General features: G+C 68.1%; 26 protein-coding genes. 14 read left to right on the top strand and 12 right to left on the bottom strand.

Annotated elements, in window-relative coordinates:
• Positions 1 to 146 precede the first annotated feature (146 nt).
• From GO488_RS05045 to GO488_RS05065, 5 genes are all read left to right on the top strand, one after another.
• Complete coding sequence (locus GO488_RS05045) at positions 147 to 2,396, top strand: alkaline phosphatase PhoX (RefSeq protein ID WP_162316701.1); 2,250 nt, start codon at positions 147 to 149, stop codon at positions 2,394 to 2,396.
• A gap of 51 nt (positions 2,397 to 2,447) precedes the next feature.
• Complete coding sequence (locus tag GO488_RS05050) at positions 2,448 to 2,870, top strand: hypothetical protein (RefSeq protein ID WP_162316702.1); 423 nt, start codon at positions 2,448 to 2,450, stop codon at positions 2,868 to 2,870.
• 213 nt (positions 2,871 to 3,083) lie between these two features.
• Positions 3,084 to 4,115 (top strand): cell division protein CdpA domain-containing protein, encoded by a 1,032-nt coding sequence (locus tag GO488_RS05055; protein ID WP_162316703.1) that lies wholly within the window; start codon positions 3,084 to 3,086, stop codon positions 4,113 to 4,115.
• Positions 4,116 to 4,157: 42 nt separating this feature from the next.
• Positions 4,158 to 4,484, top strand: coding sequence for a transcription factor S (locus GO488_RS05060; protein ID WP_162316704.1), 327 nt, complete (start codon positions 4,158 to 4,160; stop codon positions 4,482 to 4,484).
• A 9-nt stretch (positions 4,485 to 4,493) separates the two neighbouring features.
• The gene (locus GO488_RS05065; protein ID WP_162316705.1) at positions 4,494 to 5,105 is read left to right on the top strand and encodes a DUF6517 family protein; all 612 of its coding nucleotides are present in this window, start codon (positions 4,494 to 4,496) and stop codon (positions 5,103 to 5,105) included.
• Here the strand turns inward: GO488_RS05065 and GO488_RS05070 are convergent.
• The 7 genes from GO488_RS05070 to GO488_RS05100 form a co-directional block, all read right to left on the bottom strand.
• Complete coding sequence (locus GO488_RS05070; protein ID WP_241692893.1) at positions 5,086 to 5,493, bottom strand: hypothetical protein; 408 nt, start codon at positions 5,491 to 5,493, stop codon at positions 5,086 to 5,088. The two genes, GO488_RS05065 and GO488_RS05070, sit on opposite strands and share 20 nt — an antisense overlap.
• Positions 5,490 to 5,699 (bottom strand): hypothetical protein, encoded by a 210-nt coding sequence (locus GO488_RS05075; RefSeq protein WP_162316706.1) that lies wholly within the window; start codon positions 5,697 to 5,699, stop codon positions 5,490 to 5,492. The genes GO488_RS05070 and GO488_RS05075 overlap by 4 nt, the downstream gene beginning before the upstream one ends.
• 79 nt (positions 5,700 to 5,778) lie before the next feature.
• Entirely contained in the window at positions 5,779 to 6,501 is a 723-nt protein-coding gene (locus GO488_RS05080; RefSeq protein WP_162316707.1) for a methyltransferase domain-containing protein, read from the bottom strand.
• 1 nt (position 6,502) lies between these two features.
• Complete coding sequence (locus GO488_RS05085; protein WP_162316708.1) at positions 6,503 to 6,928, bottom strand: nascent polypeptide-associated complex protein; 426 nt, start codon at positions 6,926 to 6,928, stop codon at positions 6,503 to 6,505.
• A gap of 162 nt (positions 6,929 to 7,090) precedes the next feature.
• Positions 7,091 to 7,231: a hypothetical protein gene (locus GO488_RS05090; RefSeq protein ID WP_162316709.1), complete on the bottom strand. Its 141-nt coding sequence runs from the start codon at positions 7,229 to 7,231 to the stop codon at positions 7,091 to 7,093.
• Positions 7,228 to 7,695, bottom strand: a complete 468-nt coding sequence (locus GO488_RS05095) for an Ig-like domain-containing protein (RefSeq protein WP_162316710.1) — start codon at positions 7,693 to 7,695, stop codon at positions 7,228 to 7,230. Before GO488_RS05095 ends, GO488_RS05090 begins: the two co-directional genes overlap by 4 nt.
• Positions 7,696 to 7,731: 36 nt before the next feature.
• Positions 7,732 to 8,199: a PUA domain-containing protein gene (locus GO488_RS05100; protein ID WP_162316711.1), complete on the bottom strand. Its 468-nt coding sequence runs from the start codon at positions 8,197 to 8,199 to the stop codon at positions 7,732 to 7,734.
• A 203-nt stretch (positions 8,200 to 8,402) separates the two neighbouring features.
• Here GO488_RS05100 and GO488_RS05105 point away from each other — a divergent pair, with 203 nt between their 5' ends.
• Entirely contained in the window at positions 8,403 to 8,585 is a 183-nt protein-coding gene (locus GO488_RS05105) for a hypothetical protein (RefSeq protein WP_162316712.1), read from the top strand.
• A gap of 41 nt (positions 8,586 to 8,626) precedes the next feature.
• Here the strand turns inward: GO488_RS05105 and GO488_RS05110 are convergent, their stop codons facing one another.
• Entirely contained in the window at positions 8,627 to 9,124 is a 498-nt protein-coding gene (locus GO488_RS05110; RefSeq protein ID WP_135302238.1) for a LabA-like NYN domain-containing protein, read from the bottom strand.
• Between the two features lie 451 nt (positions 9,125 to 9,575).
• On the opposite strand from GO488_RS05110, the gene dapA reads away from it, so the two are divergent.
• The 4 genes from dapA (at position 9,576) to GO488_RS05130 (ending at position 12,775) form a co-directional block, all read left to right on the top strand.
• Complete coding sequence (gene dapA / locus GO488_RS05115) at positions 9,576 to 10,502, top strand: 4-hydroxy-tetrahydrodipicolinate synthase (RefSeq protein WP_162316713.1); 927 nt, start codon at positions 9,576 to 9,578, stop codon at positions 10,500 to 10,502.
• Positions 10,499 to 11,254 (top strand): 4-hydroxy-tetrahydrodipicolinate reductase, encoded by a 756-nt coding sequence (gene dapB, locus GO488_RS05120; RefSeq protein WP_162316714.1) that lies wholly within the window; start codon positions 10,499 to 10,501, stop codon positions 11,252 to 11,254. The genes dapA and dapB overlap by 4 nt, the downstream gene beginning before the upstream one ends.
• Positions 11,255 to 11,256: 2 nt before the next feature.
• Positions 11,257 to 12,096 (top strand): 2,3,4,5-tetrahydropyridine-2,6-dicarboxylate N-succinyltransferase, encoded by an 840-nt coding sequence (locus GO488_RS05125; RefSeq protein WP_162316715.1) that lies wholly within the window; start codon positions 11,257 to 11,259, stop codon positions 12,094 to 12,096.
• 148 nt (positions 12,097 to 12,244) lie between these two features.
• The gene (locus GO488_RS05130; RefSeq protein ID WP_241692894.1) at positions 12,245 to 12,775 is read left to right on the top strand and encodes a hypothetical protein; all 531 of its coding nucleotides are present in this window, start codon (positions 12,245 to 12,247) and stop codon (positions 12,773 to 12,775) included.
• 12 nt (positions 12,776 to 12,787) lie between these two features.
• On the opposite strand, the gene GO488_RS05135 is transcribed toward GO488_RS05130, so the two are convergent.
• Positions 12,788 to 13,909 (bottom strand): bactofilin family protein, encoded by a 1,122-nt coding sequence (locus GO488_RS05135; protein ID WP_162316716.1) that lies wholly within the window; start codon positions 13,907 to 13,909, stop codon positions 12,788 to 12,790.
• Between the two features lie 179 nt (positions 13,910 to 14,088).
• Between GO488_RS05135 and lysA the strand changes: the two genes are divergently transcribed.
• Together lysA and GO488_RS05145 are read left to right on the top strand one after the other, a co-directional pair.
• Positions 14,089 to 15,324 (top strand): diaminopimelate decarboxylase, encoded by a 1,236-nt coding sequence (gene lysA, locus GO488_RS05140; protein WP_162316717.1) that lies wholly within the window; start codon positions 14,089 to 14,091, stop codon positions 15,322 to 15,324.
• Positions 15,321 to 16,469, top strand: a complete 1,149-nt coding sequence (locus tag GO488_RS05145) for a M20 family metallopeptidase (protein ID WP_162316718.1) — start codon at positions 15,321 to 15,323, stop codon at positions 16,467 to 16,469. Before lysA ends, GO488_RS05145 begins: the two co-directional genes overlap by 4 nt.
• Positions 16,470 to 16,500: 31 nt before the next feature.
• On the opposite strand, the gene GO488_RS05150 is transcribed toward GO488_RS05145, so the two are convergent.
• Together GO488_RS05150 and GO488_RS05155 are read right to left on the bottom strand one after the other, a co-directional pair.
• Positions 16,501 to 17,121: a phosphoribosyltransferase gene (locus GO488_RS05150; RefSeq protein ID WP_162316719.1), complete on the bottom strand. Its 621-nt coding sequence runs from the start codon at positions 17,119 to 17,121 to the stop codon at positions 16,501 to 16,503.
• 38 nt (positions 17,122 to 17,159) lie between these two features.
• The gene (locus GO488_RS05155) at positions 17,160 to 18,470 is read right to left on the bottom strand and encodes an MFS transporter (protein ID WP_162316720.1); all 1,311 of its coding nucleotides are present in this window, start codon (positions 18,468 to 18,470) and stop codon (positions 17,160 to 17,162) included.
• Positions 18,471 to 18,559: 89 nt separating this feature from the next.
• On the opposite strand from GO488_RS05155, the gene GO488_RS05160 reads away from it, so the two are divergent.
• Positions 18,560 to 18,787: a HalOD1 output domain-containing protein gene (locus tag GO488_RS05160; RefSeq protein ID WP_162316721.1), complete on the top strand. Its 228-nt coding sequence runs from the start codon at positions 18,560 to 18,562 to the stop codon at positions 18,785 to 18,787.
• Between the two features lie 4 nt (positions 18,788 to 18,791).
• On the opposite strand, the gene purB is transcribed toward GO488_RS05160, so the two are convergent.
• The gene (gene purB / locus GO488_RS05165) at positions 18,792 to 20,189 is read right to left on the bottom strand and encodes an adenylosuccinate lyase (protein WP_162316722.1); all 1,398 of its coding nucleotides are present in this window, start codon (positions 20,187 to 20,189) and stop codon (positions 18,792 to 18,794) included.
• A gap of 140 nt (positions 20,190 to 20,329) precedes the next feature.
• Here purB and GO488_RS05170 point away from each other — a divergent pair, with 140 nt between their 5' ends.
• Complete coding sequence (locus GO488_RS05170) at positions 20,330 to 23,125, top strand: PAS domain-containing sensor histidine kinase (protein WP_162316723.1); 2,796 nt, start codon at positions 20,330 to 20,332, stop codon at positions 23,123 to 23,125.

The following is a 23,125-nucleotide window of genomic DNA, read 5'->3' on the forward strand; positions in this document are numbered from 1 at the left end:
TCTGGAAGTTGTACGAGAATCGTAGACATAGTGGTGTTTTCGGCTCCGCTACGGTCCGTAACGATACCCGCCAATAGGTATCAGAAATATGATTGTAGTGCCCTCATATAAAGCGATTTTTAGGCCATCTTCGACCCTCCACCCGCATGGTCGATTTAACTCGACGGAAACTGATCTCCAGTTCGGTCGCGGCCGCACTGGGGGCGAGCGTCGTGGGGACAGCGAGCGGCGAAGAAGTGGCGGAGTCCGATACGCCCGGCGCACCGAGCGTCAGGGGGTCGCTCAAGCGATTCTCGACGACGGCGTTCGGCGCGGAGGTCACGGGACCGTTCGTCTTCGCGGACGGGTCCCTACTCTACAGCCTCCAGCACCCCTCGGCGGAGAACGGCGACCCGTTCGACCGGGCGGCGGTCGGCTACTTCAGCGGGTTCAACTTCGAGTTCGACGGGAGCAACGACGACTTCGACGAGGTCTCGTTCCCCGAGACGCGAGCGGAACAGGGCGACGTCCGCTCGGACTCCGGGGACTACGAGATCCTCTTCTACGGTCGCGAGCCGATCGGCGACAGCTCCTCGCTGCTCGGCGTCACGCAGACGCCGGACGGACGGAACATCGTCCAGCGGGGGAGTCTCCCCGAACCCGAGCGCGAGGAGCGGCCGTACTTCGCGGGGTCGCAGTACGGTCTCTCCGGGAGCAACCCCGACTGCAACCAGTTCGTCCCGACGGACGAGGCGGGGACCGAGGGCTACCTGTTCACCAATTGGGAGAACAGTCCGGGCTGCATCTCGCGTGTCCCGCTCGGTCGGGACGACGACGGCGAATGGAGCGCCGACCTGAGCGAGGCCATGAACGTGACGAACACGGCGGCGTTCCGCGACATCGGCGGGACGCGGATCAACTGCTACGGCGACCTCAGCCCGTGGGAGACGATGATATCCGCCGAGGAGAACTACGCGCATCCCCGCGTCAATCTGACCCACACCGTCAGCGACATCGTGGCAGCGGACTCGGGAGCGGGTCTCGTCGGCGGCTGCCAGTTCTGGAACCGACCGAACCCGACCGAGATCGCGGACGCGATCGGCGCGTACGCCGAGGACGGGGCGCTCGAATCGCCGTTCAGTCCGCAGGGTTACTGGGCGCTCAGCGGCGTCGAGTTCCTCGCGTACTACCTCGGTGCGGAGCCGCGAGACCAAGCCGAGGACAGCGCCGAGAACGTCACGCAGCCGATCTGTGACACCTATCCGAACCCCTACCGGTACGGCTACTTCGTGGACGTCCGCGAGCCGGCGGCGGAGACGCCCGAACCCATCAAGTACTGGGTCATGGGCCGCGCGGCGTGGGAAGCTCCCGACATCCAGAAGGACAAGCGGACCGTCTACGGCTGTTCGGACGGCGACAGCAAGGGCATCTACAAGTTCGTCGCCGACCGGCCGATCCCGAGTTACCAAGACACCGACGACATCGCGGGCACGCTCTACGCACCGAAGATCACCAACGACGCCGCGAACGCCGAAGAGGTGGGCGAACGCAACTCCCCGGCGAACACGCCCCTCGAAGTCGAGTGGATCGAACTGGGCCACGCGACCAACGGCGAGGTCGAGTCCTGGATCGCCGAGTACGACGACGTGACTCAGACCGACTACCTCGAAGCCCACGCCGACATCGACTGGAGCGAGAATCTGGACGCCGCGGTTCGAGAGGCCGACCTCGAAATCATCGAGAACGGCAATCAGAACTACATCACCAACGAGGAAATCGTCGAGTGGGCCGAGCAGTACGAACAGAACGGCCCCGATGGCGTCGACGAGGAACTTCGGAAGGTCCCCTTCCTCGAGACTCGCGCGGCCGCCAAGGAGATCGGTGCCTCCATCGAGTTCAACAAGGCGGAGGGCGTCGACAGCGCCGACGACGCCGGCCCCGGCGACTTCGTCTACTTCGGCATCTCGGAGTTCAACGACGACCTGGCGAACGAGACCGGCGACGTCCAGATGGACCGCGTCGACGGCGGCGTCGTCTACCGCGCCGAACTCGAATCGGACTACAACGTCTCGACGCTCGAACCCGTCATCACCGGACCGGACTTCACGGATTCGCCCGAGGACGCCAACGACGCGCTCCGGAACATCGACAACGTCTACGCGATGCGCGACGGCCGCGTCCTCTGCTGTGAGGACGGCTTCGGCGGTCCCGCTCGGTCCTACCCCAACGACTGCCTCTACGTCTACGAGCCGGACTATCTCGAGGAACGTCCCGGCAGCTCGGACGAAAGTCCGAACAGTTCCGGCGAGAGTCCTAGTAACTCCGGCGAGAGCTCCGGTAACTCCGATGACAACCCCGGCCGCGGACCGCAGTGCCAGACGGAAGAGGTCGAGAGCGACGACGACAGCGACGAGTAACCCCCCTGTGTCGGTCCCCACTGACACACTGACCTATCCCCCACACGCTCTATGTCACAAACAGACCACCCGACGACGGCCGAGACGGACTCGGCGTACCGCGAGTACGTCCTCGGCGTCCGCATCCTCGAAGAGAGCGACGTCGACGGCGGCGCGCGCTATCGATTCGAGGCTCCAGACCACTGCGGTATCGCTTTCGAAGACGCCGAGGACGCGACGCTGTACGCCGACGTCTACTTCGATGTCAACGGTTTCGAGGAGGCCGGCACCGGCGAGCGCGGCGTCCCGCCGGCGATCATCCAGGCGGGCCGGGACACTCTCGTCGCGTACTTCCTCACCCAGTCCGGCATCGACGTTCACTGGGCCGCGTCGTTCTACGGCGAGAAACCCGAGAAAGTCGAACGCTACGTCTCCCGCGTGCGAAAGCGAGCGGCGAACATCCGCGACGGCGTGCGAGAGCGCGACCTCTCGTAGCGCCGGCCTGCGCTCTCTCATTTTTTGTAGCGTCGAGAATCGAGACACTGCGGAGATTCATGGCTATCCGTGGGTGGCGCTGCTGACGGCCTGTATCGTTCAATCCCGTTTTCAGACCCTCTAACGGCCACTCACCGGGGCGGCTGGTTTTCCGCGGTGCGTCAGACGCGCGTCTGACGTGAAGTTTTGAGGAGCGCGGTGCTAGACACGTCCATGACCAGTTTGACGGACGTGTACGAGGGGGAGGTCGGCCGCGTCGCGTCTCGCCGCCAGCAGGTCGTCGGGACGGCGCTGTTTCTCGTCGGCACCGCCGGACTCGTCGCCGCCATCGCCCTCGCGACGACGGACGTGGGAACGCGGGTCGGGCTGGGGGATTACGCCGCCCGGGAGGTCGGCGGCATCGTCGCCGGGGTCGGCCTGCCGACCGTCGTCCTCGGCATCTTCGCCGTGTTACCCGCCAGCGCCCGAACCCGCGCGTTCGCGGTGCTCGGGGCCGGCGTCTCGCTGCTCGGCGTCGTCGCTTTCCAGCACATCTACCCCTACAACTGGATGACGAGCGCGCCGACGCTCGCGCTGGGGACCAGCGTCGTCTACTTCGCCGGCATCCTGACGACGTTCTGGTGTCTCTTCGTCGCGCTGGCGACGTTCAAGACCCGGAAGTCACCCGGCGGCACCGCCCGGATGGAAGTCACCGAGGAGGGGACCATCAAACTCGTCGAGGAGACCCGCGCCATCCCGGGACTGGGCGGCATCGGCTTCTTCGGCGACGACCCCGACGGTAGCGTCGAGACGCAGACGAACCGACCCGACGGCGGTCAGAGCGCCGTCAGCGACGGCGGCGACACCGAGGCGTTCGGTCGGGGGCCGACGACTGGCCGTGAGCGGGCCCAGTCCGCCGACGCCTCTCGGGGAAACACGACGACCACCGACCGGTCCTCGGAGTCGACGCAGAGCGGTTCGACGGCAGACGACCGACCGACCTTCTCCGAGCGAGACCTCGATCCGTCCATCGCAAACGCCGGCCCGGAGGCTTCGCCGTCGACCGATGGCGGGACGGCTTCGTCGACCGGCCACGACCCCATCACCGAGACGGCCGTCCACCGCGGCGAACCCGACAAGTACTGCGGGAACTGCCGGCACTTCCAGTACGTGATGGACGACGGCGACGTCGAACCGTACTGCACCCACCACGGCGAGCAGTTAGACGACATGGAGGCGTGCTCGTCGTGGCTCAACAACGACTGAACCCCGACGTTTAACACGGACGGACGGCTAGTGGGGGCAACGATGCAATTTTGCGACGAATGCGGCTCGATGATGAAGACGGAAGGCGACCGCTGGGTCTGTGGGAGCTGCGGCCACGAGGAACTGCGCGACGACGAGACCGAACGGGAGATGGCCGTCACCACGCAGGGCCAAGAGGAGTCCGAGGTCGTCGACACCTCCGAGGTCGACGCCGCGGACATGGGACCGACGACCAGCGAGCGCTGCCCCGAGTGCGGGAACGACCGCGCCTTCTACGAGATGAAGCAGATCCGCGCCGCCGACGAGTCCGAGACCCGCTTCTTCACCTGTACCGAGTGCGAACACAAGTGGCGCGAGGACGACCACTGAGCCGATAGCGTGTCCGACGACGCCTCGTTTCCGGCCGTTCCGGAATCCCGACTGCGCGACGGCGGCTGGGAACTGACCGACGAGACCGTCGAGACGGTGTTCCGGCTCCCGACGGCGAAGGTCGTCGGTGCGACCCGCCTCTACGGCGACAGTCGAACCCGCGAGGCCGCCCGGGACGCGGCCGGCGTCGAGCAGCAGTGGCGCTTCTTCTTCGCCACGGCGCTGACCTTCCGACCGCCGCTGGCCCCCGGCATCGGGCCGGCGATGATACTCCCGACGGTCCGCGCCGAGGCCCAGTCCGCCTTCGCCGAGCAACTGCGCGAACGCGGGTTCGCGGACGTCGAACGCGGCCGACGAGAGCGGGTCCGAACCGACAGCGGCGACCGCGCCCGCCTGCGGACGTACACCGCGTCGCTGTCGCTCGACGAGATCGGTGCGACGCTGTCGATAACGGGCTGGGTCGGTGTCTGGCACGGCGACGGCTTCCGCATCGCCGCAGGCGCGTATCCGGACCGCCCGGTCACCGAGATTCTCGGCCTGGCGGACGCTCCGCCGGAACTCGACTGCTCACCGCAGGACTACCGGGACGAACTGCTCGACCTCATCCGCGCCGTCGAGTGACCGCGGCCAGCGGGACGCCGTCGGGAACGAGTTCGACCGATCCGAGTCCGAGCCGCCGGGCCGCGGCGCTCGGCGTGGCGTCCTCGCCGACGCGCGCCACGGGGACGCCGCGGACCTGCAACTCGGCGGTCAGGCCGACCGACGCCAGCGCCGCCCCGAGGTCCATCGAATCGACCGGCAACCCCCGCCACAGCGCGAGGGCGGCCGGGAGCGAGGGGACGTCCACCGCGACGACGTCGTCGTAACCGACGACGGTCGCGCCGTGGCCGTCGATCTCGACGCTGAGGTCCGCCTCGACGGCCAGCGACATCCGGTCTTCGAGCGCGTCCAGTAGCTCCGCGACCGTCTCTATCGGCTCTCGGCTCTCCCGTTCGATATCGGTCGTCACTCCTTCTCGCGTGTCGTGACGGTGAGCGTGCCGTCGATACGCCAGTGAGCGTAGTCGGGGTCCTCGCCCGTCTTGCTCGGCACGTCCACTTCCATGTCCTCGAAATCGTAGGTGATCTCGGCGTTGCGACCGGTCAGCCGATCGTAGAGACTGATAGCGAGTTCGGGCCAGGTCGTCGTCTCGTCGGGAGCTCCGGCTTCGCTCATACGCGTCCGGATACGTGTCATCGGACCTTGAATCCACGGCCCGGCGAGTCGTGGACGCGCCGCATTTCGGCTTGAATTGTCAGGGACGACGCGCGAACGTGAGGTAGCCGGTGTGACCGACGCCGCCCGTCGACGGCCGAGAGCCCCGGTCGTCGAAGTCCATCTCGCGCTGGATGGTGTCGAGCGTCTCGACGGCCGCCAACCCGACTTCCTCGGCCGCCGCGACGGCCTCGCGCGTGTTCTCGACGAACGGCGAGTAGACGGCCAGCGACCCGCCGCGGCGGAGCAGCGTCGGTGCCCGTTCGACGACGGTCGGCGCGTCTTCGGTGTCGAGCGTGACCACGTCGAACCCGGAGAGCGTGTCGAGGTCGTCGGTCACGTCGCCGGTCCGGACCTCGACGCGGTCCTCGACGCCGGCCAGCGCCATGTTCTCGCGGGCCACGTCGGCGAACTCCGGGTCGACCTCGTAGGTCACCACGTCGGCCCCCAATCGGCCCATATAGGCGCTGAGGATGCCGGTCCCCGTTCCGGCGTCGAGGACGCGGTCGCCCGCGGCGACGCCGGTCTTGCCGACGACCAGCCCCACGTCCCGGGGCATCATCGGCGCGCCGGTGCGTTCGAGGTGGTTGAACAGATCCGGCCCGCGGAGCCGCCGCGTCGTGAACGCCGTTCCGAGGTGCGTCTCGACGACGTCGCCCGGTTCGACGTCTTCTGGCACCTCCAGAATGCCGAGGTCGGACTCGAACCGCTCACCGGGGTCCAGCAGGTACTCGCGGTCCTCGTGGACGAAGAGATAGGACACGCTACTCGAGCTGGTCGACGGCGTCCGCGAGGTCGCCGTCGTTCTCTTCGAGCGCCTCTCGCGCCGTCTCCTCGTCGACGCCGGTCCGCATCGCGACGAGTTCGACGTCGTCCGCGTCGACGACGTTCCCGTCGTCACTATCGTCGGTCTCGCTCGCGTCGCTCCCGCTCTCACCGCTCTCGATCGCGGCGCTCTCCGCGCTCTCGCCCGAACCGAGTTCGCGCGATTCCGGGTCGCCGACGACCTGGTAGGTCTTCTGACCTTGGGCCTCCATGAGTTGGACCTCGGCGTCGCTGAAGACGAGTTCCTCGTCGGCCGTCCGGATGATTACCTCCTCGGCATCGATGTCGTCCATGTTGATGCCCATCTGTTCCATCATCTGCTGCATCTTGCGAGGGTTCATGCCCCCGCCGCCTCCGCCGAACATACCCGTGAGTCTGCGTTCCGGCCGGAAATATTTAGCGACCCACCTTTTTCTTCGTCGCCTTTCCTCGCGCGCTCGCAGAGCGCGCTGTGGGAAGGCTCCTCGAAAAACGTGGGCGAAAAAGGCCGAACTCGCGGCGTCGCCGCGAGTTCGGTACGATACGAACTACCGCACCGCAACGAACGCATCGTCACCCACGACGGCTTCCAGCAGCACAGCCAGCTCCTCGGCAAAGGCATCCCCGACCACGGCGTCGAGAAACTGATGCGCCGCGAGCAGGTGTTCGCGGACGCCTACCGGTATCACTCTTCGGCGAAGAAACGGATCTCGTCAGCCGTTATCTCGATCTCCTGATTCGACCCCATCCGGATATCGTACGTCTCGATAAGGACGTCGAACTGCCGCTCTGTCCCGTCGATACTGACGGCGAGGTCGTACTGTCCCCGCGTCTCGATACCCGTCTCGAACTCCGTCCTCGCACCCGCGTTGAGTTGGACGGATTCGTTCAGTAGGGTTGACCCGTCGCTACGAGAAAGCGTGAGCGAGACGCGTCTTGACCCGTCACTTCGGTTGCGGACGACGACCAGAATCGGGTCGTCGGGATCGGGCGTCACCGGCGGCGTCGCCGTCTCCGTGGGAGAGTCCGTAGCAGTTGGCACATTTGCGGGCGTCACGTCAGCCGGCGTCCGTTTGGGCGTGCCGAGACTGTTGCAGCCGGCGAGCGACGCGGTGGAGAGCGCGAGTGACGAGAGGACCTGTCGGCGGCGCATACCGACCGTTCAGAAGTGCGCAGTAAATGCTTTCTGTCAATTATCGGCACCGTCGCGGACCTTCACGGCCATCCCCGTCTCGAAGTCGACCATCCCCTCGCCGGGGAGCTCGGCCCGACCGACGGCGAGTAAATCGCCGTCCGCGTGGACGACGAGGGCCTCGTCGCCGGGGCGGAGGCCGGGGTCCGCTCGCTTTACGAACTTGGCGAAGGCGTTGCGGCCCTCGCGGACGAACGGTTCGCTCTCGTCGCCGACGACGACGCGGTGCCGCGGCGCGTCGAAGGACTCCTGCAGGCGTCGGCCGCCCGCGAGTCCGAGGCGGTAGCGGCCGTCGGTGCCGTAGGTGACGAGGCGGCCGTCCTCGGCGTGGGCCTGTCGGGGTCGGCCGGAGCTGGTGTGCGTTATCTCGATGCCGTCGAGGGCGGGGAAGAGTGTCGCGCCCGCGCCGTCGCCGAACTGGTAGTCGGCGGCCCGGCGGAGGTCGCGGAGATCGCTGTCGGTCATTGTCGGTATTCGCCTCTCGGTCGGCAACCCGCTTTCGGTCGCCGCTCGTTCGACGACCGTTCATTTCCCGGTTGGGCCGTATGCGTCGTGATAACTGAATTATAGATCGGTGGAGATATAGTGTTGTTTGTGACCATCTAACGTACTTCCGGCGGGCGATTTTGGGGAAATTTATACCGGATGAGCGACTACCGACAGGTACCATGGCTACAGACAAGCGAAAGATGCTGCTGGGCGGCGTCCTCCTGTTCGTCAGTACGGTGCTCATCCTCACCGCGGGACCGGTCAACCTCGGAATCCCGTCGATCGCCGGCGGTCTCGCGGCGCTCGGAATGGCCGCCGGGTCGCTACTGGTCGGCACCTCCGAAGACGGTCGCCCGGTCTGAACGTCGCTCCGTTTTCGCGGGAATCGAGCGAGTAGCGGCGGCTACAGCAGGAATCGGTCGGGGTCCGCGCTCATGTCGACGAAGCCGTCGACGGCTTCCTTCAGATCCTCGGAGGAGGACTCCTCGAAGCCCATCGCCTCGACGCGACAGCCCTCGTGGCGGAGGTAGTGACAGAGCCGAGCGAAGTCTCCGTCGCCCGTACAGAGGACGACGGCGTCGTTGTGCTTCGCCAGCGTGACGGCGTCCAGGCTCATGCCGACGTCCCAGTCGGCCTTCTTCGACCCGTCCTGGAACGTCTTGATGTCCTTGATCCGCGTCTCGAAACCGATGTCCACGAGCGCCTCGAAGAACGTCTCTTCCTCGGGCGAGTCCGCGCGGATGACGTAGGCGATGGCGCGGGAGAGTTCGCGGCCGTCGACGGCGTCTTCGAGCAGCGCGGAGTAATCGATGTTGCGCGAGTAGAGACTCCGGGCGGTGTGATAGAGGTTCTGCGCGTCGGCCAGTACGGCCACGCGCTGACCCGGATGTGAAACGGTCATACGAGGGGTTCCGGAGGCCTCCCCGATAGGCTTTCGGGGTTGGCGAGAGGCGCGCGACTGAAGGGAGCGCGGCTCTCGTCGGAACGGAGAGGGACCAAAGGTCCCTCAAGCAGTCGTGCGGCGGTGCCGCCGCACGACGACGGCGAACGGAGTGAACCGTGGAGTAGCGAGGGGCGTGCGACTGAAAGGAGCGCGGTCCTCGAAGCGACGCGGTGAGAAACGCCGAGGGAACACAACAGCTAAGTCCCTCACGGATTTTCACACGGATATGCGACGACGCCACGACCCGGCGGCCCGCCAAATGGTCAGCGGCGTCTGCGTCGTCCCGAAACGCAAACGCAAGCGGTAGCGATGGCTCGCGGCGGGCGTGGCACACCCGTCCCGGGTCGCTTTCTCTCGTATCGTCTTCAACCGCACCACCTATCCCACAGCGATACCACACACCACAGCAATGACAGCGATCGATTTCCACGGCGTCTACCCCGCGATGTGCACGCCGTTCGAGGACGACGACGAACGCAGCATCGACTTCGAAACGCTCCGACGCGACGCCCGGCGGCTGGAAGAGGCCGGCGTCGACGGCCTCGTGCCCGTCGGCTCGACCGGCGAGTCAGCGACGCTCACCCACGACGAACACGTCGAGGTCGTCGAAGCGGTTATCGACGCCGTCGACGACGTGCCAGTCGTCGCCGGTACCGGGTCGAATAACACCCGCGAGGCGCTCTCGCTCTCGCAGCGGGCCGCGGACGCCGGCGCGGACGCGCTGCTTCTCATCTCGCCGTACTACAACAAGCCCGAACAGCAGGGCCTCGTGGACCACTTCACGGCCATCGCCGACGAGGTGGACCTGCCGCAGATCGTCTACAACGTCCCCTCGCGGACCGGGCGAAACATCGAACCGGACACCGCCGTCGAACTGGCGGGACACGAGAACATCGCGGCGTACAAGGCCGCGAGCGGCGACATGGGTCAGATCTCCGAGATCATCGAGCGCACGCGCGACGAGGAGTTCGCGGTGCTCTCCGGCGACGACGGCATGACCCTGCCGATGCTCTCGGTGGGGGCGACCGGCTGTATCTCCGTGGCCGCGAACGTCGAGCCCGAGCGGACCTGCGCGATGGTCGGCGCGGCCCTCGCGGACGACTTCGAGCGCGCTCGCGCCCTGCACCACGAACTCGGGCCGCTGTTCCGCGCGCTGTTCGTCGAGACGAACCCCATCCCGGTGAAGGAGGCCATGCGCATCCGCGGCTACGGTCCCGGCTACGTCCGCTCGCCGCTGACGCGCCTCTCGGAGGAACACACCGAACACCTCCGGAACGTCCTCGACGTGCTCGAAAACGAGGACTTAGAGGACGAGTACGCGGAGATCGAGCGATGACGCGGGTCGCCCTCCTCGGGATCACCGGACGGATGGGCGAGACGGTCCTCGAAACGGCGGCCGACCGGGACCTCGAGATCGTCGTCGGCTTCGCCACGAGCGACGTGGAATCCGTCGAGGGCGTCCCGGTCGTCCATCCCGAGGACGCGGCCGAGGCGCTCGCCGAACGCGACGTCGACGTCGTCGTCGACTTCGCCGTCCCCGAGGGTGCGCTCGCCGTCGCCGAGGCCTGCGCCGAGGTCGGGGTCCCGATCGTCGTCGGCAGCACGGGCTACGACGAAGACGGGATAGCCAGGCTCGACGCCGTCAGCGAGGACGTGGCCCTGCTGAAGGCGACGAACTTCTCGCGGGGCATCCAGGTCCTCCAGCGCACGGTCCGGGAGGCCGTCCGCGCGCTCGACGACTACGACCTCGAACTGCTGGAGAGTCACCACAACGGCAAGGTCGACGCGCCGTCGGGGACCGCCAACAGCATCTTAGAGACGATTCAGGAGGAGCGCGAGGTCGAACCCATCTACGGCCGTGAGGGGCACGCGCCCCGTGGCGAGAACGAGATCGGCGTGTTCGCCCGGCGAGCGGGCGACATCCGCGGCGAGCACGAACTGATCCTCGCGGGCAACGACGAGGTGCTGTCGCTCTCTCACCGCGCGGAGGACCGCGCGGTCTTCGCCGCAGGAGCGCTCGACGCGGCGGTGTGGCTCTCGGACCGAACCCCCGGTCGCTATACGTTCGGGGAAGTTATCGACGCCTGAGCATGCTCGGACAAGACCTCGAACGGAACGTCGGGGACCTCTGGACGGCGTACGAACAGGGCGCGACAGTCGAGGACGTCGAACCGCCGCAACTGGACACGCTCGATAGCTTCCTCACGGCCCTCGAGAACGGCGAGATCCGCGCCGCCGAGAAGGTCGACGGCGAGTGGCAGGTCAACGAGTGGGTCAAGCGCGGCATCCTCCTCAATTTCGCGTTCCGGGAGACCCACAGCCGGGACTACGGAAGCGTTCCGTACCACGACGTACTGGCCCTGCGCGACACCGAAGACCTCGGCGAGCGCGGCACCCGGAACACGCCCGACGGCACGACCATCCGCCGCGGAGCGTACCTCGGGTCGGACTGCATCATGATGTCGCCCTCCTTCGTCAACATCGGGGCGCACGTCGGCGACGGGACGCTCATCGACTCCTGTGACACCGTCGGCTCCTGCGCCCAGATCGGCGAGAACGTGAAACTCGGCGCGAACACGCTCGTCGGCGGCGTCCTCGAACCGGTCGAGAGCAACCCCGTCATCGTCGAGGACGACGTGTCGCTGGGTGCCGGCTGTCGGGTCACCAGCGGATTTATCGTCGGCGAGGGCAGCGTCGTCGGCGAGAACACGCTGCTGACGCCGCGTATCCCGGTCTACGACCTCGTCGAAGAGGAAGTCCTCTACGGCGAACTCCCGCCCGAGCGCCGCGCCTTCCAGCGGTTCGTCGACTCGTCGGTCGGCGAACACGACCTCATCCCCGGGGGCGCGTACAAGCCCGCCGTCGTCGCGACGGATGTCGAGGAGGAGACGCTGGAAGCGACGGAGCGGGAAGACGCGCTGAGAGATTAGCGAAGACGCGGACAACGACGCCTTACTCCGTCCGCGGTTCGTAATCTGGACCGGCTCGCGTCTTCGTTCCGGCGTAAGCACGCGTTACGTCGAGCGCTGGCGCGAGACGATCGGTTGTATATTTGTCACCAATGCACATAGTCGAGGTATGAGCCAGCGACTCGCCACGCGACGGTTCGCGAACTCGCTCAAGTACACGTGGGGAGCGGGAGCCGCCGGCGGACTCGTCGGCGGCGTCGGGATGGGCGTCGTCTTCCACCTCGGGGCGAACCTCATGCCGTTCGTCGGGGCGCTCTACGGATGGCCGACGGTGCTCGGCGGGTGGGCGGTCCACCTGTTCAACAGCGTGCTCGCTGGGATACTGTTCACGCTCGTTCTCTCGCGGCCGATCTTCCGCCAACAGGCGACGACGGTGGCCGAGAGCGTCTCGGCGGGCGTCGTCTACGCGGCGGCCATCGGACTCGTCTCGACCGGTCTCCTCCTGCCCGTCTCGATGACCGCGCTCGGCGTCGAGTCGTTCCCGGAACCGCTGGTGCCGCTGCCGGGCTTTCTCGGCAGTTTCCTCGTGATTCTCTCGGTCGGCGTCGCCCACGTCGTCTACGGCGTCCTGCTCGGTGCGACCTACGCGGTGATACACGAGCACCCGTGGACGAGCGTCGAATCGGGAGAGACGGTATAAGCGAACGGAGAGTCACGCCGCGCGAGCGTCGCCCGAGGACTCGTCGAGCGTGGTTTGCCGGCCGCCGGCGGCCCCTTCCTCGCGACCGCGGTAGGTCTCACGCAGGGCGAGCGCGAGCGCACCGAGGCCCAGCAGGAACGCGACGAACTGGAACAGGCCGCCGAAGATCGGAATCGCGCCGAGAACGGCGAACCCGACGAGGCCGACGACGAGCGCGAGCCAACGGTTGTCCTCGCCGGCCAGCGAGAGCGCCCACGCGCCGACGGCGTACTGTCCGTAGACCAGCGCGATCCACGCCGTGACGCCGAAGACGAACGCGCCCACGAGCGAGAGCGGGATGCCGACGATAGTCACGACGAGGACGGCGAGCACCAGCGGGACGACGATCAGCGTCAGTAGGCCGATACCGCCGGATTTGACCGGACTCCCCGCGACGCGGTCGGCGACGCGGGTCGAGAACGCCGGGAACACGGCCAGCAGGACGGCGCCGAGAAGGAGGTTGACGAACAGACCGTAGAGAGCCCCGAGCCACGCGGGGACGGCAAACTCGGCGAAGTCCGGGCCGGCGTCGCTCCCGATGCCGTCGTCGCGGACGACGCCGCCGGCCACGCTGGCGGCGGGGTCCTGCCTGAACGTCTCGGCGTCGTAGCGGAACTCGCCGCCGACGACGGCGTTCGGCCCGAGGACGACGGTCTCGGCCCCGGCGGTCACGTCGCCCTCGACGGCGCCATCGACCGAGACGTAACTGGCTCCGGATTCGAGATTTCCGCCGATTCGAGCCGTCTCGCTGATCTCGACGGTGCCCGCGGCGGCGCTGACGTCGCCGCCGACGACGCCGTCGATCCGGACGGTCCCGGCGGCGGCGGAGACGTCGCCGCCGACTTCGCCGGACTCGGTGACGTGGACGCTTCCGGAGACGGTCGAGACGTCCCCGATAACGGTGCCCCGAACGATGACCGACCCAGCGAATCCCTGAATACTGTCGTACGTCTCGTCGGGGCCGACGACGACGGACCCGGCACCGCCTTCGAACGACTGCGCGGCGGCGACGCCGGTTCCGACCGACAGGAACAGCATCGCCGCGAGCCCGAGTGCGACGACTCGTCGGCCGACCGCGGATGAAACGAATGCCATAGCGGGGACTACCCTTGGAAATGCAATAAGTATAGGCTGACACGAGCCGGCACGCGGCTCGGTAAGGCGAGCGAAGTCCGGCTCGCCCGAGATCGCGGGGCCGTCGATAACATCTCGTTCGACGGTCCCGGTTCGCCGAAACGGAACCCTTGTTAGCCGCCGTCGCTCTTCTTGTGGCAATGAGCCACGATTCGCCGCCGGTCCGCCGCCTCGCGGACTGGGACCACGACCGACTCGGTCGGCTGGCGGCCGAACACGCCACGCCGCTGTACGTCGTCGACCTCGACCGCGTCGCCGCGAACTACGAGCGGTTCGCGTCGGCCTTTCCCGACGCCCACGTCATGTACGCCGCGAAGGCCCACACCGGCCGCGCGGTGCTCTCGAAGCTACTCGAAACGGGCGCGGATATCGAGTGCGCCGCGTGGGGAGAGCTCCAGCGGGCCATCGACGCGGGCGCGGACCCGGACACGCTCCAGTACACCGCCGTCAACCCGCCCGATAGGGACCTCGACTACGCCACGGACCTCGCCGAAGAGCACCCCGGCCTGACCGTCACCGGCGGGGCGCGGGACACCTTCGACCGCCTCGAAGCGCGCGGCTACGACGGCCGCGTCGCCATCCGCATCAATCCCGGTATCGGCACCGGCCACCACGAGAAGGTGGCGACGGGCAAGGACGCGAAGTTCGGCGTCCCCTACGACGAGGTCCCCGAACTCGCCGAGGAGTTGAACGAACGGTTCGACCTCGTCGGCATCCACGCCCACGCCGGCAGCGGCGTCCTCCACGACGACTTGGACGACCACTGCCGCGCTATCAGCAAGGTGGCGGACATGGGCCGCACCGTCGAGGACCGCGTCGGCGGACTGGAGTTCGTCGACTTCGGCGGCGGCTTCGGCGTCCCGTACCGCGAGGACGAGGAGCCGCTCGACATGCGGGTCGTGGGGGAGAAGGTCCGCGACGCCGTCGGGGAGCTAGAAGCGCAGATCAAGCTGGAGCCCGGCCGTTACGTCGTCGCCGACGCCGAGTTGATCCTCACCGAGGTCAACACCATAAAGGAGACGCCGGCGGCCACCGTCGTCGGCGTGGACGCCTCGCTGGCGACGCTCATCCGCCCGGCGATGTTCGACTCCTACCACCCTATCCGTAACCTCACCGCACCTGAGCGTGCGGCCGAGCCGGTCTCCGTCGGCGGTCCCTGCTGTACGAGCGCCGACGTGTTCTGTACGGACCGCCCCATCGCACGTCCGGAGCGGGAGGACCTGCTGGCCATCGGCAACGCCGGCGCGTACGGCTACGAGCTCGCCAATCAGTTCCACTCCCAGCCCCGGCCCGCCGAGGTGGCTATCGAGGGCGGCGAGACGCGCGTCGTCCGCGAGCGCGAGACGCTCGAAGACGTCACCCGCCTCGAACGATGAGCGGGTTCGACCTCGCGGCGTTCCACCGACGGGCCGTCGAAATCGACTCGACCGACTCCGTCGAGGCGATGCGCGAGTCGCTCGTCGAGACGCTCGACGCCGCCGGATGCGACCCGACGGTAGACGAGTTGGGGAACGTCCTCGCCACGGTCGGCGCGGCCGACCCGGACGCGGCGGCCGACGCGGACGCTCACCTCGTCCTCAACACCCACATCGACACCGTCCCGCCGCATCTCCCCTACGAACGCCGAGCCGATCCGCCGGGTGACGAGCGAGTCGACGGGAGCGGAGACGAGGGAGCGGGCGATATCGTCTGCGGTCGCGGTGCCTGCGATGCGAAGGGACCGCTTGCCGCGCTGCTGGACGCCTTTCTCACCGTCGAACCCGACGAGGGCGCGGTGACGCTGGCGGTCTCCGTCGACGAGGAGACGACCCAGACCGGCGGGGCGCACCTCGCGGAGACCGTCGACGCCGACGGCTACATCGTGGGGGAACCGACCGGACTGGACGTCTGTACCGCCGCGAAGGGGCAGTTCGAGGGGACGGTGACCATCCGCGGCGAGAGCGCCCACGCCGCCGACCCGGGGAGCGGCATGAACGCGATTCGGGCGGCCGCGCCCATTCTGCAAGCGATGGAGAGCTACGACCAAGAACGGGGGCCCGACGACCACGAGTCGCTCGGGCAGGCCCTGCTGACGGCGTCGATGATTTCGGGCGGCGAGGCGACCAATCAGGTCCCCGCGGAGTGCGCCATCACCTTCGACCGACGGAGCGTCCCGCCGGAGACCAGCGCGACCTTCTGTACCGAACTGGAAGCGCACCTCGCCCAGTGGCTCCCGAGCGGAATGGACCTCGACGTGGCGCTCATCCGCCCCGACACGCCGTTTCCCGAGGCGTTCGCCACCGACGCCGACGCGGAACTCGTCCGGACGCTACAGGACGCGAGCGGCGGCGCGGTCCGACCGTTCGGCGCGGCGACGGAGGCGTCGTACTTCGCCGAGCGCGGCCCGACGGTCGTGTTCGGACCGGGCGAACTGGCCGACGACGTGGGCGCGATCGCCCACTCCAAACGCGAGTACGTCCGGCTCTCGGACGTGCGGACGGCCGCGCGCGCGCTGCGCGAGACGCTCGAACGGCTCGTCTAGTCCGAGCGTCTCGGCCGGTTCGGACGGTCCCTCAGTCCAGCAGCGCCATCGCCTCGTCGTCGCTGACCTGCGAGAAGTCCCGATAGAACTGCCCGACGGCGGCGAAGTTCGGGGGCGTCTCGACGGCGACGACGCCGTCGGCGACGCGTTCGAATTCGTTCGCGGTCTCGGGCGAGGCGACGGGGACGGCGACGACGACGCTCGCCGCGCCCGCGTCTCGGACGCGCTGGACGCAGGCCCGCATCGTCGCGCCCGTCGCCAGCCCGTCGTCGACGACGAGAACGCGCTTGCCTGCGAGTTCCAGCGGCGGCCGGTCGCCGCGGTAGCGATCGAACTTCTCCTTGGCCGCCCGCTGTTCGTGTTCGGTCTCCTCGTCCATGTACTCCGGCGAGAGGTCGAACGAGCCGATGAGGGACTCGTTGCGCCACGTCGTCCCGTCGTCCGCGACGGCGGCGACGGCGAGTTCGGGGTTGCCCGGCGCGCCGACCTTCCGGGCGACGACGACGTCGAGCGGCGTGTCGAGCGCGTCCGCGACCGCTCGCCCGACCGGAAGCCCGCCCCGAGGAATCGCCAGCACGATGTCCGCGTCGACGTTCGCCCGCGCTATCGCCGCGGCGAGTCGCTCCCCGGCCTCCGTGCGGTTTGCGAACATGTAACTGACTACGAACGATGCCGTGATAACGCTCGCGGTCAGTCCTGCGGGGCGGCCGCGGTCGGGTCGTCGCCCACCGAGAGCGTCTCCTCGACCTGCCAGTACGTGAGGACGAGCGCGATCAGCGCCAGCGCCGCGCCGACGGTGAACGGCGTGCTGAACCCTCCGAGGTTGTAGAGCAGGCCCGACGCGAGCGGGCCGGCGGCGACGCCGAGGCCGAACGCCATCGTCAGCACCGACAGCGTCGTCCCGGAGCCGCGCTGTCCCGCGAGGTCGCCGGCCAGCGCCAGCGACGGCGCGAACACGAGGGCGACGGCGACGCCCTGGACGAACCGCGCGGCGAGCATCAGCCACGGGTCGGTGACGAGGCCCTGTGCGTACACCGCCGGGACGAGGACGACGAACCCGGCGACGACGAACGGCCGCCGCCCGATTCGGTCGCTCGCCCGGCCGACCGGCACCTGCAGGAGGACGTTGGCGATGACGACGGCCGCGAACTGGACGCTGAACATGAACGTCGACTCGTCTAAGCGCGCCCGGATCGGGCCTTCGAGCGTGGCGAACAGCGCGATGGTCGTCGCCATCATGAACGTCCCGACGCCGAGGACGAACACCGAGTCCAGCCCGTTCCCGTCGGGGTCGAAGACGGCGACCGAGAGGTTCTTGCTCGCGGCGTCGGCGGCGACGGGCGGGTCCTCGATGAGGACGGCGACCAGCGCGAAACTGACGAGCGCCCCGGCGACGGCGACGGCGAAGGCGGCGGTGAACCCCGAGAAGGAGAGACCGCCGAGCGCGTATGAGACGACCCCCTCGGCACCGAACCCGCCGGTGACGACGACGCCTGCGATAATGGGGCCGAACCCGAATCCGATGAGTCTGAAGGTGTTGAACACGCCGAAGTTCCCGCCCCGCTCGCTGTCGCTCTCGGCGTAGTCGTTGACCAGCGCGATGGTCGCGGGGATGGTGAACGCCGCGCCGACGCCCTGGAGCGCCCGCGCCACGAGCACCGCCCAGTACGAGGAGAGGAACGGATACGAGGCGCTCCCGACGGCGAAGATCAGGAGTCCAACGAGGACGAACGACCGACGGCGACCGGTTCGGTCGGATATCCGGCCCGTGACCGGCTGACCGAAGGAGTTGAGCAGCCCGAACAGCGAGAGGACGAGACCGATGAGCGTCTCCTCGCGGAGGACGAACCCCAGCAGTTCGGCCCCGGCGATGCCGGTGAGCGTCACCTGCCCGCTGGCGATGTACAGCGGGAGGACGATGATGAGGAAGGAGTTGCCCAGCGCGTCCGCCAACCGAGCGAACGCCAGGGTCAAGACGCGGTTGTCGGTTCCGAGGACCATCTACGGGACAGTTGGCCGCTTGCCACCTGAGAGTTCCGTTCGCGGACGGAGCCACAAGAGATTCATACCGGTAGTCGCCCCGTAGAAACGTGTCCGCACGCGAACGATTGAGCGACGCCGTCTTCGAAGCCGTCGCCGCTCGGGAGGGCGTCGACCCGACGGAGCTGCCGGAGCCGGTGTTCCCGCAGATAGACCCCGACGCCCTCGACGACCTGTTCAGAGGCGGAACAGGACGAGTCGCGTTCAGGTATCTCGACTACGAGGTGACAGTCCGTAGCAGCGGCGACGTCTCGGTCGAAACGCTCGGCGACCGCTGACGATCTAGTCGTTCTCGCCGTCGACGCTGTCGGCCAGTTCGGCGGCGATTCCCGTGTACCCCGCCGGCGTGAGCGCGTCGAGTTCGGCCCGCACGTCATCGCTCACGTCGAGGTCCGCGAACAGCTCGCGGAAGTCCTCGATGGTCACCTCGCGGCCGCGCGTGGCCTTCTTGACCTGTTCGTAAGCGTCCTCGTACCCCTCCCGGCGGAGGATGGTCTGGACCGCCTCGCCGATGATCTCGGGCGTCGAATCCAGTTCCTCCCGCATCGCCTGCTCGTTCGGGACGACCTTCGCCAGCCCGTTCTGACACTTCTCGTAGCCGATCAGACAGTGGGCGAAGGCCGCGCCGACGTTCCGCTTGACCGTCGAATCGGAGAGGTCGCGCTGGAGGCGGGAGGTGGTGACGTAGTCCCCGAGGAAGACCAGGTCCGAGTTGGCCTTCGAGAGGTTCCCCTCGCTGTTCTCGAAGTCGATCGGGTTGACCTTGTGCGGCATCGTCGAGGAGCCGGTCTCGCCCTCGACGGTCTCCTGCCCGAGGTAGCGGTCCGAGACGTACAGCCACATGTCGAGGTCCATGTCCAACAGGACGTTGTTCGCCCCGCGCAGGGCGTCGAAGAGCGCTTCGAGGTCGTCGCAGGGGTTGACCTGCGTCGTCAGCGGTTCGTGGTCGATCCCCAACTCGCCGACGAACTCGCGGGCGAAGGCGGGCCAGTCCACGTCGGGATAGGCGGCGTGGTGGGCTGCGTAGGTGCCCGAGGCCCCCGCGAGTTTCCCCGAGAGGCCCTCGGCGGCGCGTTCGATCCGTCCGATAGCTCGGCCGAGCCGGGAGGCGTAGACGGCCATCTCCTTGCCGAAGGTCGTCGGCGTCGCCGGCTGGCCGTGGGTGCGGGCCAGCATCGGCACGTCGCCGTACTCGTGGGCCATCTCGACGAGCGTGTCCCGAATATCGCGCAGTTCCGGGACGAGCACGTCCTCGGCGGCGGGTTTCACCAGCAGGCGATGGGCGAGGTTGTTCACGTCCTCGCTGGTCAGCCCGAAGTGGATCCAGTGGTCGGCGTCCAGTCCGTCGGGCATCCCCAGCCGGACGAAGTACTCGATGGCCTTCACGTCGTGGTTGGTGGCCGCGTACTCGCCGTACCCCTCCGTCTCCAGCTGCTTGACGACGCTCGCGTCCTCGTCGTCGAACTCCTCGTAGAGCGAGCGCAGCGTGGCTCGCTGGTCGCCGTCGATCGAGAGCGGCGTCGCCTCCAGGTCGGCGAGCGCGAGCAGGTACTCGACTTCGACTTCGACGCGGGCGCGCATGAGCGCCCGCTCGCTTGCGTACGGGACGAGCGGTTCGGTGTAGCGGGCGTACCGGCCGTCCAGCGGCGAGACGGCGGCGAGCGGCCCTCTTTCGGTCATGTGGGACTCTCCGCGGGAGGCCGGAAAAAGCGTGACGACTCGGCCGCCCGAGTACCGCCGCCGGGCCGAGACGGGCGATTTTCCGGCCGGTGGGTCGGCGTATAAATGCTTTTGACCCTCCCTGCCGGAACTACGTGCCAATGAGTTCCGGCCGCGTCGCATCCGAGGCCGTACTCGCCGCCTGTGATCGGCTGGGGCGCGCCCACGAGCCGGTCACGGCGACCGAGGTCGCCGACGAGCTCGGATGCGAGAGTCGAGCAGTCGCCGACAGGCTCGCCGACTTAGTCGATCAGGGGCGGATGGCGAGTAAGGTGATCGGCGAGCAGCGAGTCTGGTGGCTGCCCGGTGGGCCCGACGACGCGAGCGCCGACGACGCATCGCCGCGGAGCGCGACCGCGGACGAGCCGACGGGCCCGGAAAGCGGTGGGAGAGGACCACCGGAGGCGGGAGATATCCTCCGTCGCATCTCCGACGGGTTCTACGCGCTCGACGACGAGTGGCGGTTCACGCACGTCAACGAGCGAGCCGTCGAGCTGATCGACTATCGGGACGAGGGGTTGGTCGGCCGCGACATCTGGGAGGTCTTCGAGTGGGCGGCCGACTCGAAGCTCGGCGAGGAATACCGGGCCGCGATGGCGACACAGGAACCGACCGCCTTCGAGTTCTACTCCCCGGAGCCGCTCTCGGCGTGGTACGAGATCAACGCGTATCCGTCCGAGAGCGGCCTCTCGGTGTATTTCCGGGACGTCACCGAGCGCAAGGAGCGCCAGCGGCGACTCGAACGGAGCGAGCGCCGCTATCGGACGCTCGTCGAGCACTTCCCGAACGGCGCCGTCGCGCTCGTCGACGACTCCCTACGCTACCAGACCGTCGGCGGGAGACCGCCCGAGATCGTCGACGCGACGGCGACGGAACTGGAGAGCCGGCGCGTCAGGGACGCGCTCCCCGCGCCGCTCGCCGACGAACTCGCCCCCCGGTACGAGGCGGCGCTCGGCGGCGACGCGAGCACGTTCGAGTTCGAGTTCGACGAGAGCGTCTTCCGTATTCGGACGGTCCCGATCAGAGACGACGACGGCGACGTCTTCGCGGCGCTGGGAATGTCGCAAGACATCACCGAGCAGAAAGAGCGAGAGCGCCGCTTGCGCGACGCGAAGTCCCAGTTCGAGGCCGCGACCGCGGCGGGAGCGGTCGGAACCTGGGAGTGGGACGTCCGGGCGGACCGCGTGGTCACGGACGCCGCGTCCGCCGAGAAGTTCGGACTCGACCCGGACGCTGCCCGCGAAGGCGTGCCGCTGGGTCAGTTCGTCGACGCGATATACGAGGCCGACCGCGAACGGGTCGAGGCGGAGATCGAAGCCGCCGTCGAGTCGGGCGGCGAGTACGAGGCGGAGTACCGCGTCCGGGACGCCGACGGCGACCTCCGCTGGGTCGTGGCTCGCGGGCACGTCGAGCGCGACGCCGACGGCGACGCCGTGCGGTTCCCCGGCGCGCTCACCGACATCACCGAGCGCAAACACGCCGAACGGGAGCGGGACGAACACCGGAAGAAACTCCAGACGCTCTTCGACGTGCTCCCGGTCGGCGTCGTCGTCACCGACGGCGACGGCCGGTTCGACGAGGTCAACGACGCGGCGAAGGAACTGCTCGATATCGGCCCGCAGGACGTCGCGGCGATTTCGGATTACGGTCAGTACCGCGGCCGCTGGGCCGACACCGGCGAGCCGGTCGCGCCACAGGAGTGGGCGCTGAACCGCATCCTCCGCGGCGAGAAAGTGACTCGGCCGGACGTCTACGAGATCGAGACCGCCGACGGTGAACGGAAGATCGTGATGGTCCACGGGATGCCGATCCGCGACGCGAACGGGAACGTGACGCACGGCGTCGTCACGCTCACGGACATCACCGCGCGTCGGACCTACCAGCGCCAACTCGAGGAGAGCGAGCGCCGCTACCGCACGCTCGCCGAGCACTTCCCGAACGGCGCCGTCGGCGTCTTCGACCCCGACCTCCGGTACACGGTGGCACAGGGGAGCGAACTGGGGGAGCGACTGCCCGGTCGAGCGGAACTCGAGGGGAGACGGATGCCGGACGTCTTCCCACCGGACGTGGCCGCAAACCTCGAACCCCTGTTCGAGGCGGCCGTCGAAGACGGTGAGACCGATAGCGCCGCGACGGAGTTCGGCGGCCGGACGTGGCGCGTGTGGGCGACCCCGCTTCGCGACGCGAGCGGCGAGATCTTCGCCGGCCTGAGCTTCGCGCAGGACATCACCGAACAGGTCGAGCGCGAGTCGCGCTTAGAGGAGACCGTCGAGAAACTCGAGGCGTCCAACGAGCGCCTGGAGAGCTTCGCCAGCATGCTCGCCCACGAGATCCGCAATCCGGTCACCATCGGCCAGATATACAGCCGGCAACTCGCAGACGCCGACTCGGAAGCGGCGTCCTACGTCGCGGAGGCGTTCGACCGCATCGAGGACATGATCGACGTCATGCTCGTCCTCGCGAGGGGCAACGCCGCGGTCGGAAAGCCCACGCCGGTCGCCGTAGCCGACGCCGTCGAAGCGGCGTGGGAGCAAGTCGACGCCGCGGCCGCCGAGTTGCGGCTCTCGACGGACAGACGACTGCAGGCCGACCCCCGCTATCTCCAGCACCTGTTCCGGAACCTCTTCGAGAACGCGGTCGAACACGGCGGCGACGCCGTCGCGGTGACCGTCGGCGACCTCCCAACCGGGTTCTACGTCGAAGACGACGGCACCGGCATCCCCGCCGACGAGGTCGACAGCGTCTTCGAGCCCGGGTACACGACGGCCGCGGGACGGGGCGGTACCGGTCTCGGGCTGGCGTTCGTGCGGGAACTCGCCCGGGTGTACGGCTGGGAGTGTACGGTGACCGAGAGCGAGCGCGGCGGCGCGCGCTTCGAGTTCACCGGCGTAAACTGA

The organism is Haloarcula limicola (assembly GCF_010119205.1).
In the GTDB taxonomy this organism is placed as follows: Archaea; Halobacteriota; Halobacteria; order Halobacteriales; family Haloarculaceae; genus Haloarcula; species Haloarcula limicola.

Bases quoted from the DNA above. Each gene is read 5' to 3' on its own strand.
- GO488_RS05050 (WP_162316702.1), top strand. From the start codon at position 2,448: ATGTCACAAACAGACCACCCGACGACGGCCGAGACGGACTCGGCGTAC.
- GO488_RS05110 (WP_135302238.1), bottom strand. From the start codon at position 9,124: ATGACCGTTTCACATCCGGGTCAGCGCGTGGCCGTACTGGCCGACGCG.
- dapA (WP_162316713.1), top strand. From the start codon at position 9,576: ATGACAGCGATCGATTTCCACGGCGTCTACCCCGCGATGTGCACGCCG.
- GO488_RS05075 (WP_162316706.1), bottom strand. From the start codon at position 5,699: ATGAGCGAAGCCGGAGCTCCCGACGAGACGACGACCTGGCCCGAACTC.
- GO488_RS05055 (WP_162316703.1), top strand. From the start codon at position 3,084: ATGACCAGTTTGACGGACGTGTACGAGGGGGAGGTCGGCCGCGTCGCG.
- GO488_RS05100 (WP_162316711.1), bottom strand. From the start codon at position 8,199: ATGACCGACAGCGATCTCCGCGACCTCCGCCGGGCCGCCGACTACCAG.
- GO488_RS05150 (WP_162316719.1), bottom strand. From the start codon at position 17,121: ATGTTCGCAAACCGCACGGAGGCCGGGGAGCGACTCGCCGCGGCGATA.
- GO488_RS05130 (WP_241692894.1), top strand. From the start codon at position 12,245: ATGAGCCAGCGACTCGCCACGCGACGGTTCGCGAACTCGCTCAAGTAC.
- GO488_RS05105 (WP_162316712.1), top strand. From the start codon at position 8,403: ATGGCTACAGACAAGCGAAAGATGCTGCTGGGCGGCGTCCTCCTGTTC.
- dapB (WP_162316714.1), top strand. From the start codon at position 10,499: ATGACGCGGGTCGCCCTCCTCGGGATCACCGGACGGATGGGCGAGACG.
- GO488_RS05125 (WP_162316715.1), top strand. From the start codon at position 11,257: ATGCTCGGACAAGACCTCGAACGGAACGTCGGGGACCTCTGGACGGCG.
- GO488_RS05060 (WP_162316704.1), top strand. From the start codon at position 4,158: ATGCAATTTTGCGACGAATGCGGCTCGATGATGAAGACGGAAGGCGAC.
- lysA (WP_162316717.1), top strand. From the start codon at position 14,089: ATGAGCCACGATTCGCCGCCGGTCCGCCGCCTCGCGGACTGGGACCAC.
- GO488_RS05095 (WP_162316710.1), bottom strand. From the start codon at position 7,695: ATGCGCCGCCGACAGGTCCTCTCGTCACTCGCGCTCTCCACCGCGTCG.
- GO488_RS05155 (WP_162316720.1), bottom strand. From the start codon at position 18,470: ATGGTCCTCGGAACCGACAACCGCGTCTTGACCCTGGCGTTCGCTCGG.
- GO488_RS05170 (WP_162316723.1), top strand. From the start codon at position 20,330: ATGAGTTCCGGCCGCGTCGCATCCGAGGCCGTACTCGCCGCCTGTGAT.
- GO488_RS05045 (WP_162316701.1), top strand. From the start codon at position 147: ATGGTCGATTTAACTCGACGGAAACTGATCTCCAGTTCGGTCGCGGCC.
- GO488_RS05085 (WP_162316708.1), bottom strand. From the start codon at position 6,928: ATGTTCGGCGGAGGCGGCGGGGGCATGAACCCTCGCAAGATGCAGCAG.
- purB (WP_162316722.1), bottom strand. From the start codon at position 20,189: ATGACCGAAAGAGGGCCGCTCGCCGCCGTCTCGCCGCTGGACGGCCGG.
- GO488_RS05145 (WP_162316718.1), top strand. From the start codon at position 15,321: ATGAGCGGGTTCGACCTCGCGGCGTTCCACCGACGGGCCGTCGAAATC.
- GO488_RS05135 (WP_162316716.1), bottom strand. From the start codon at position 13,909: ATGGCATTCGTTTCATCCGCGGTCGGCCGACGAGTCGTCGCACTCGGG.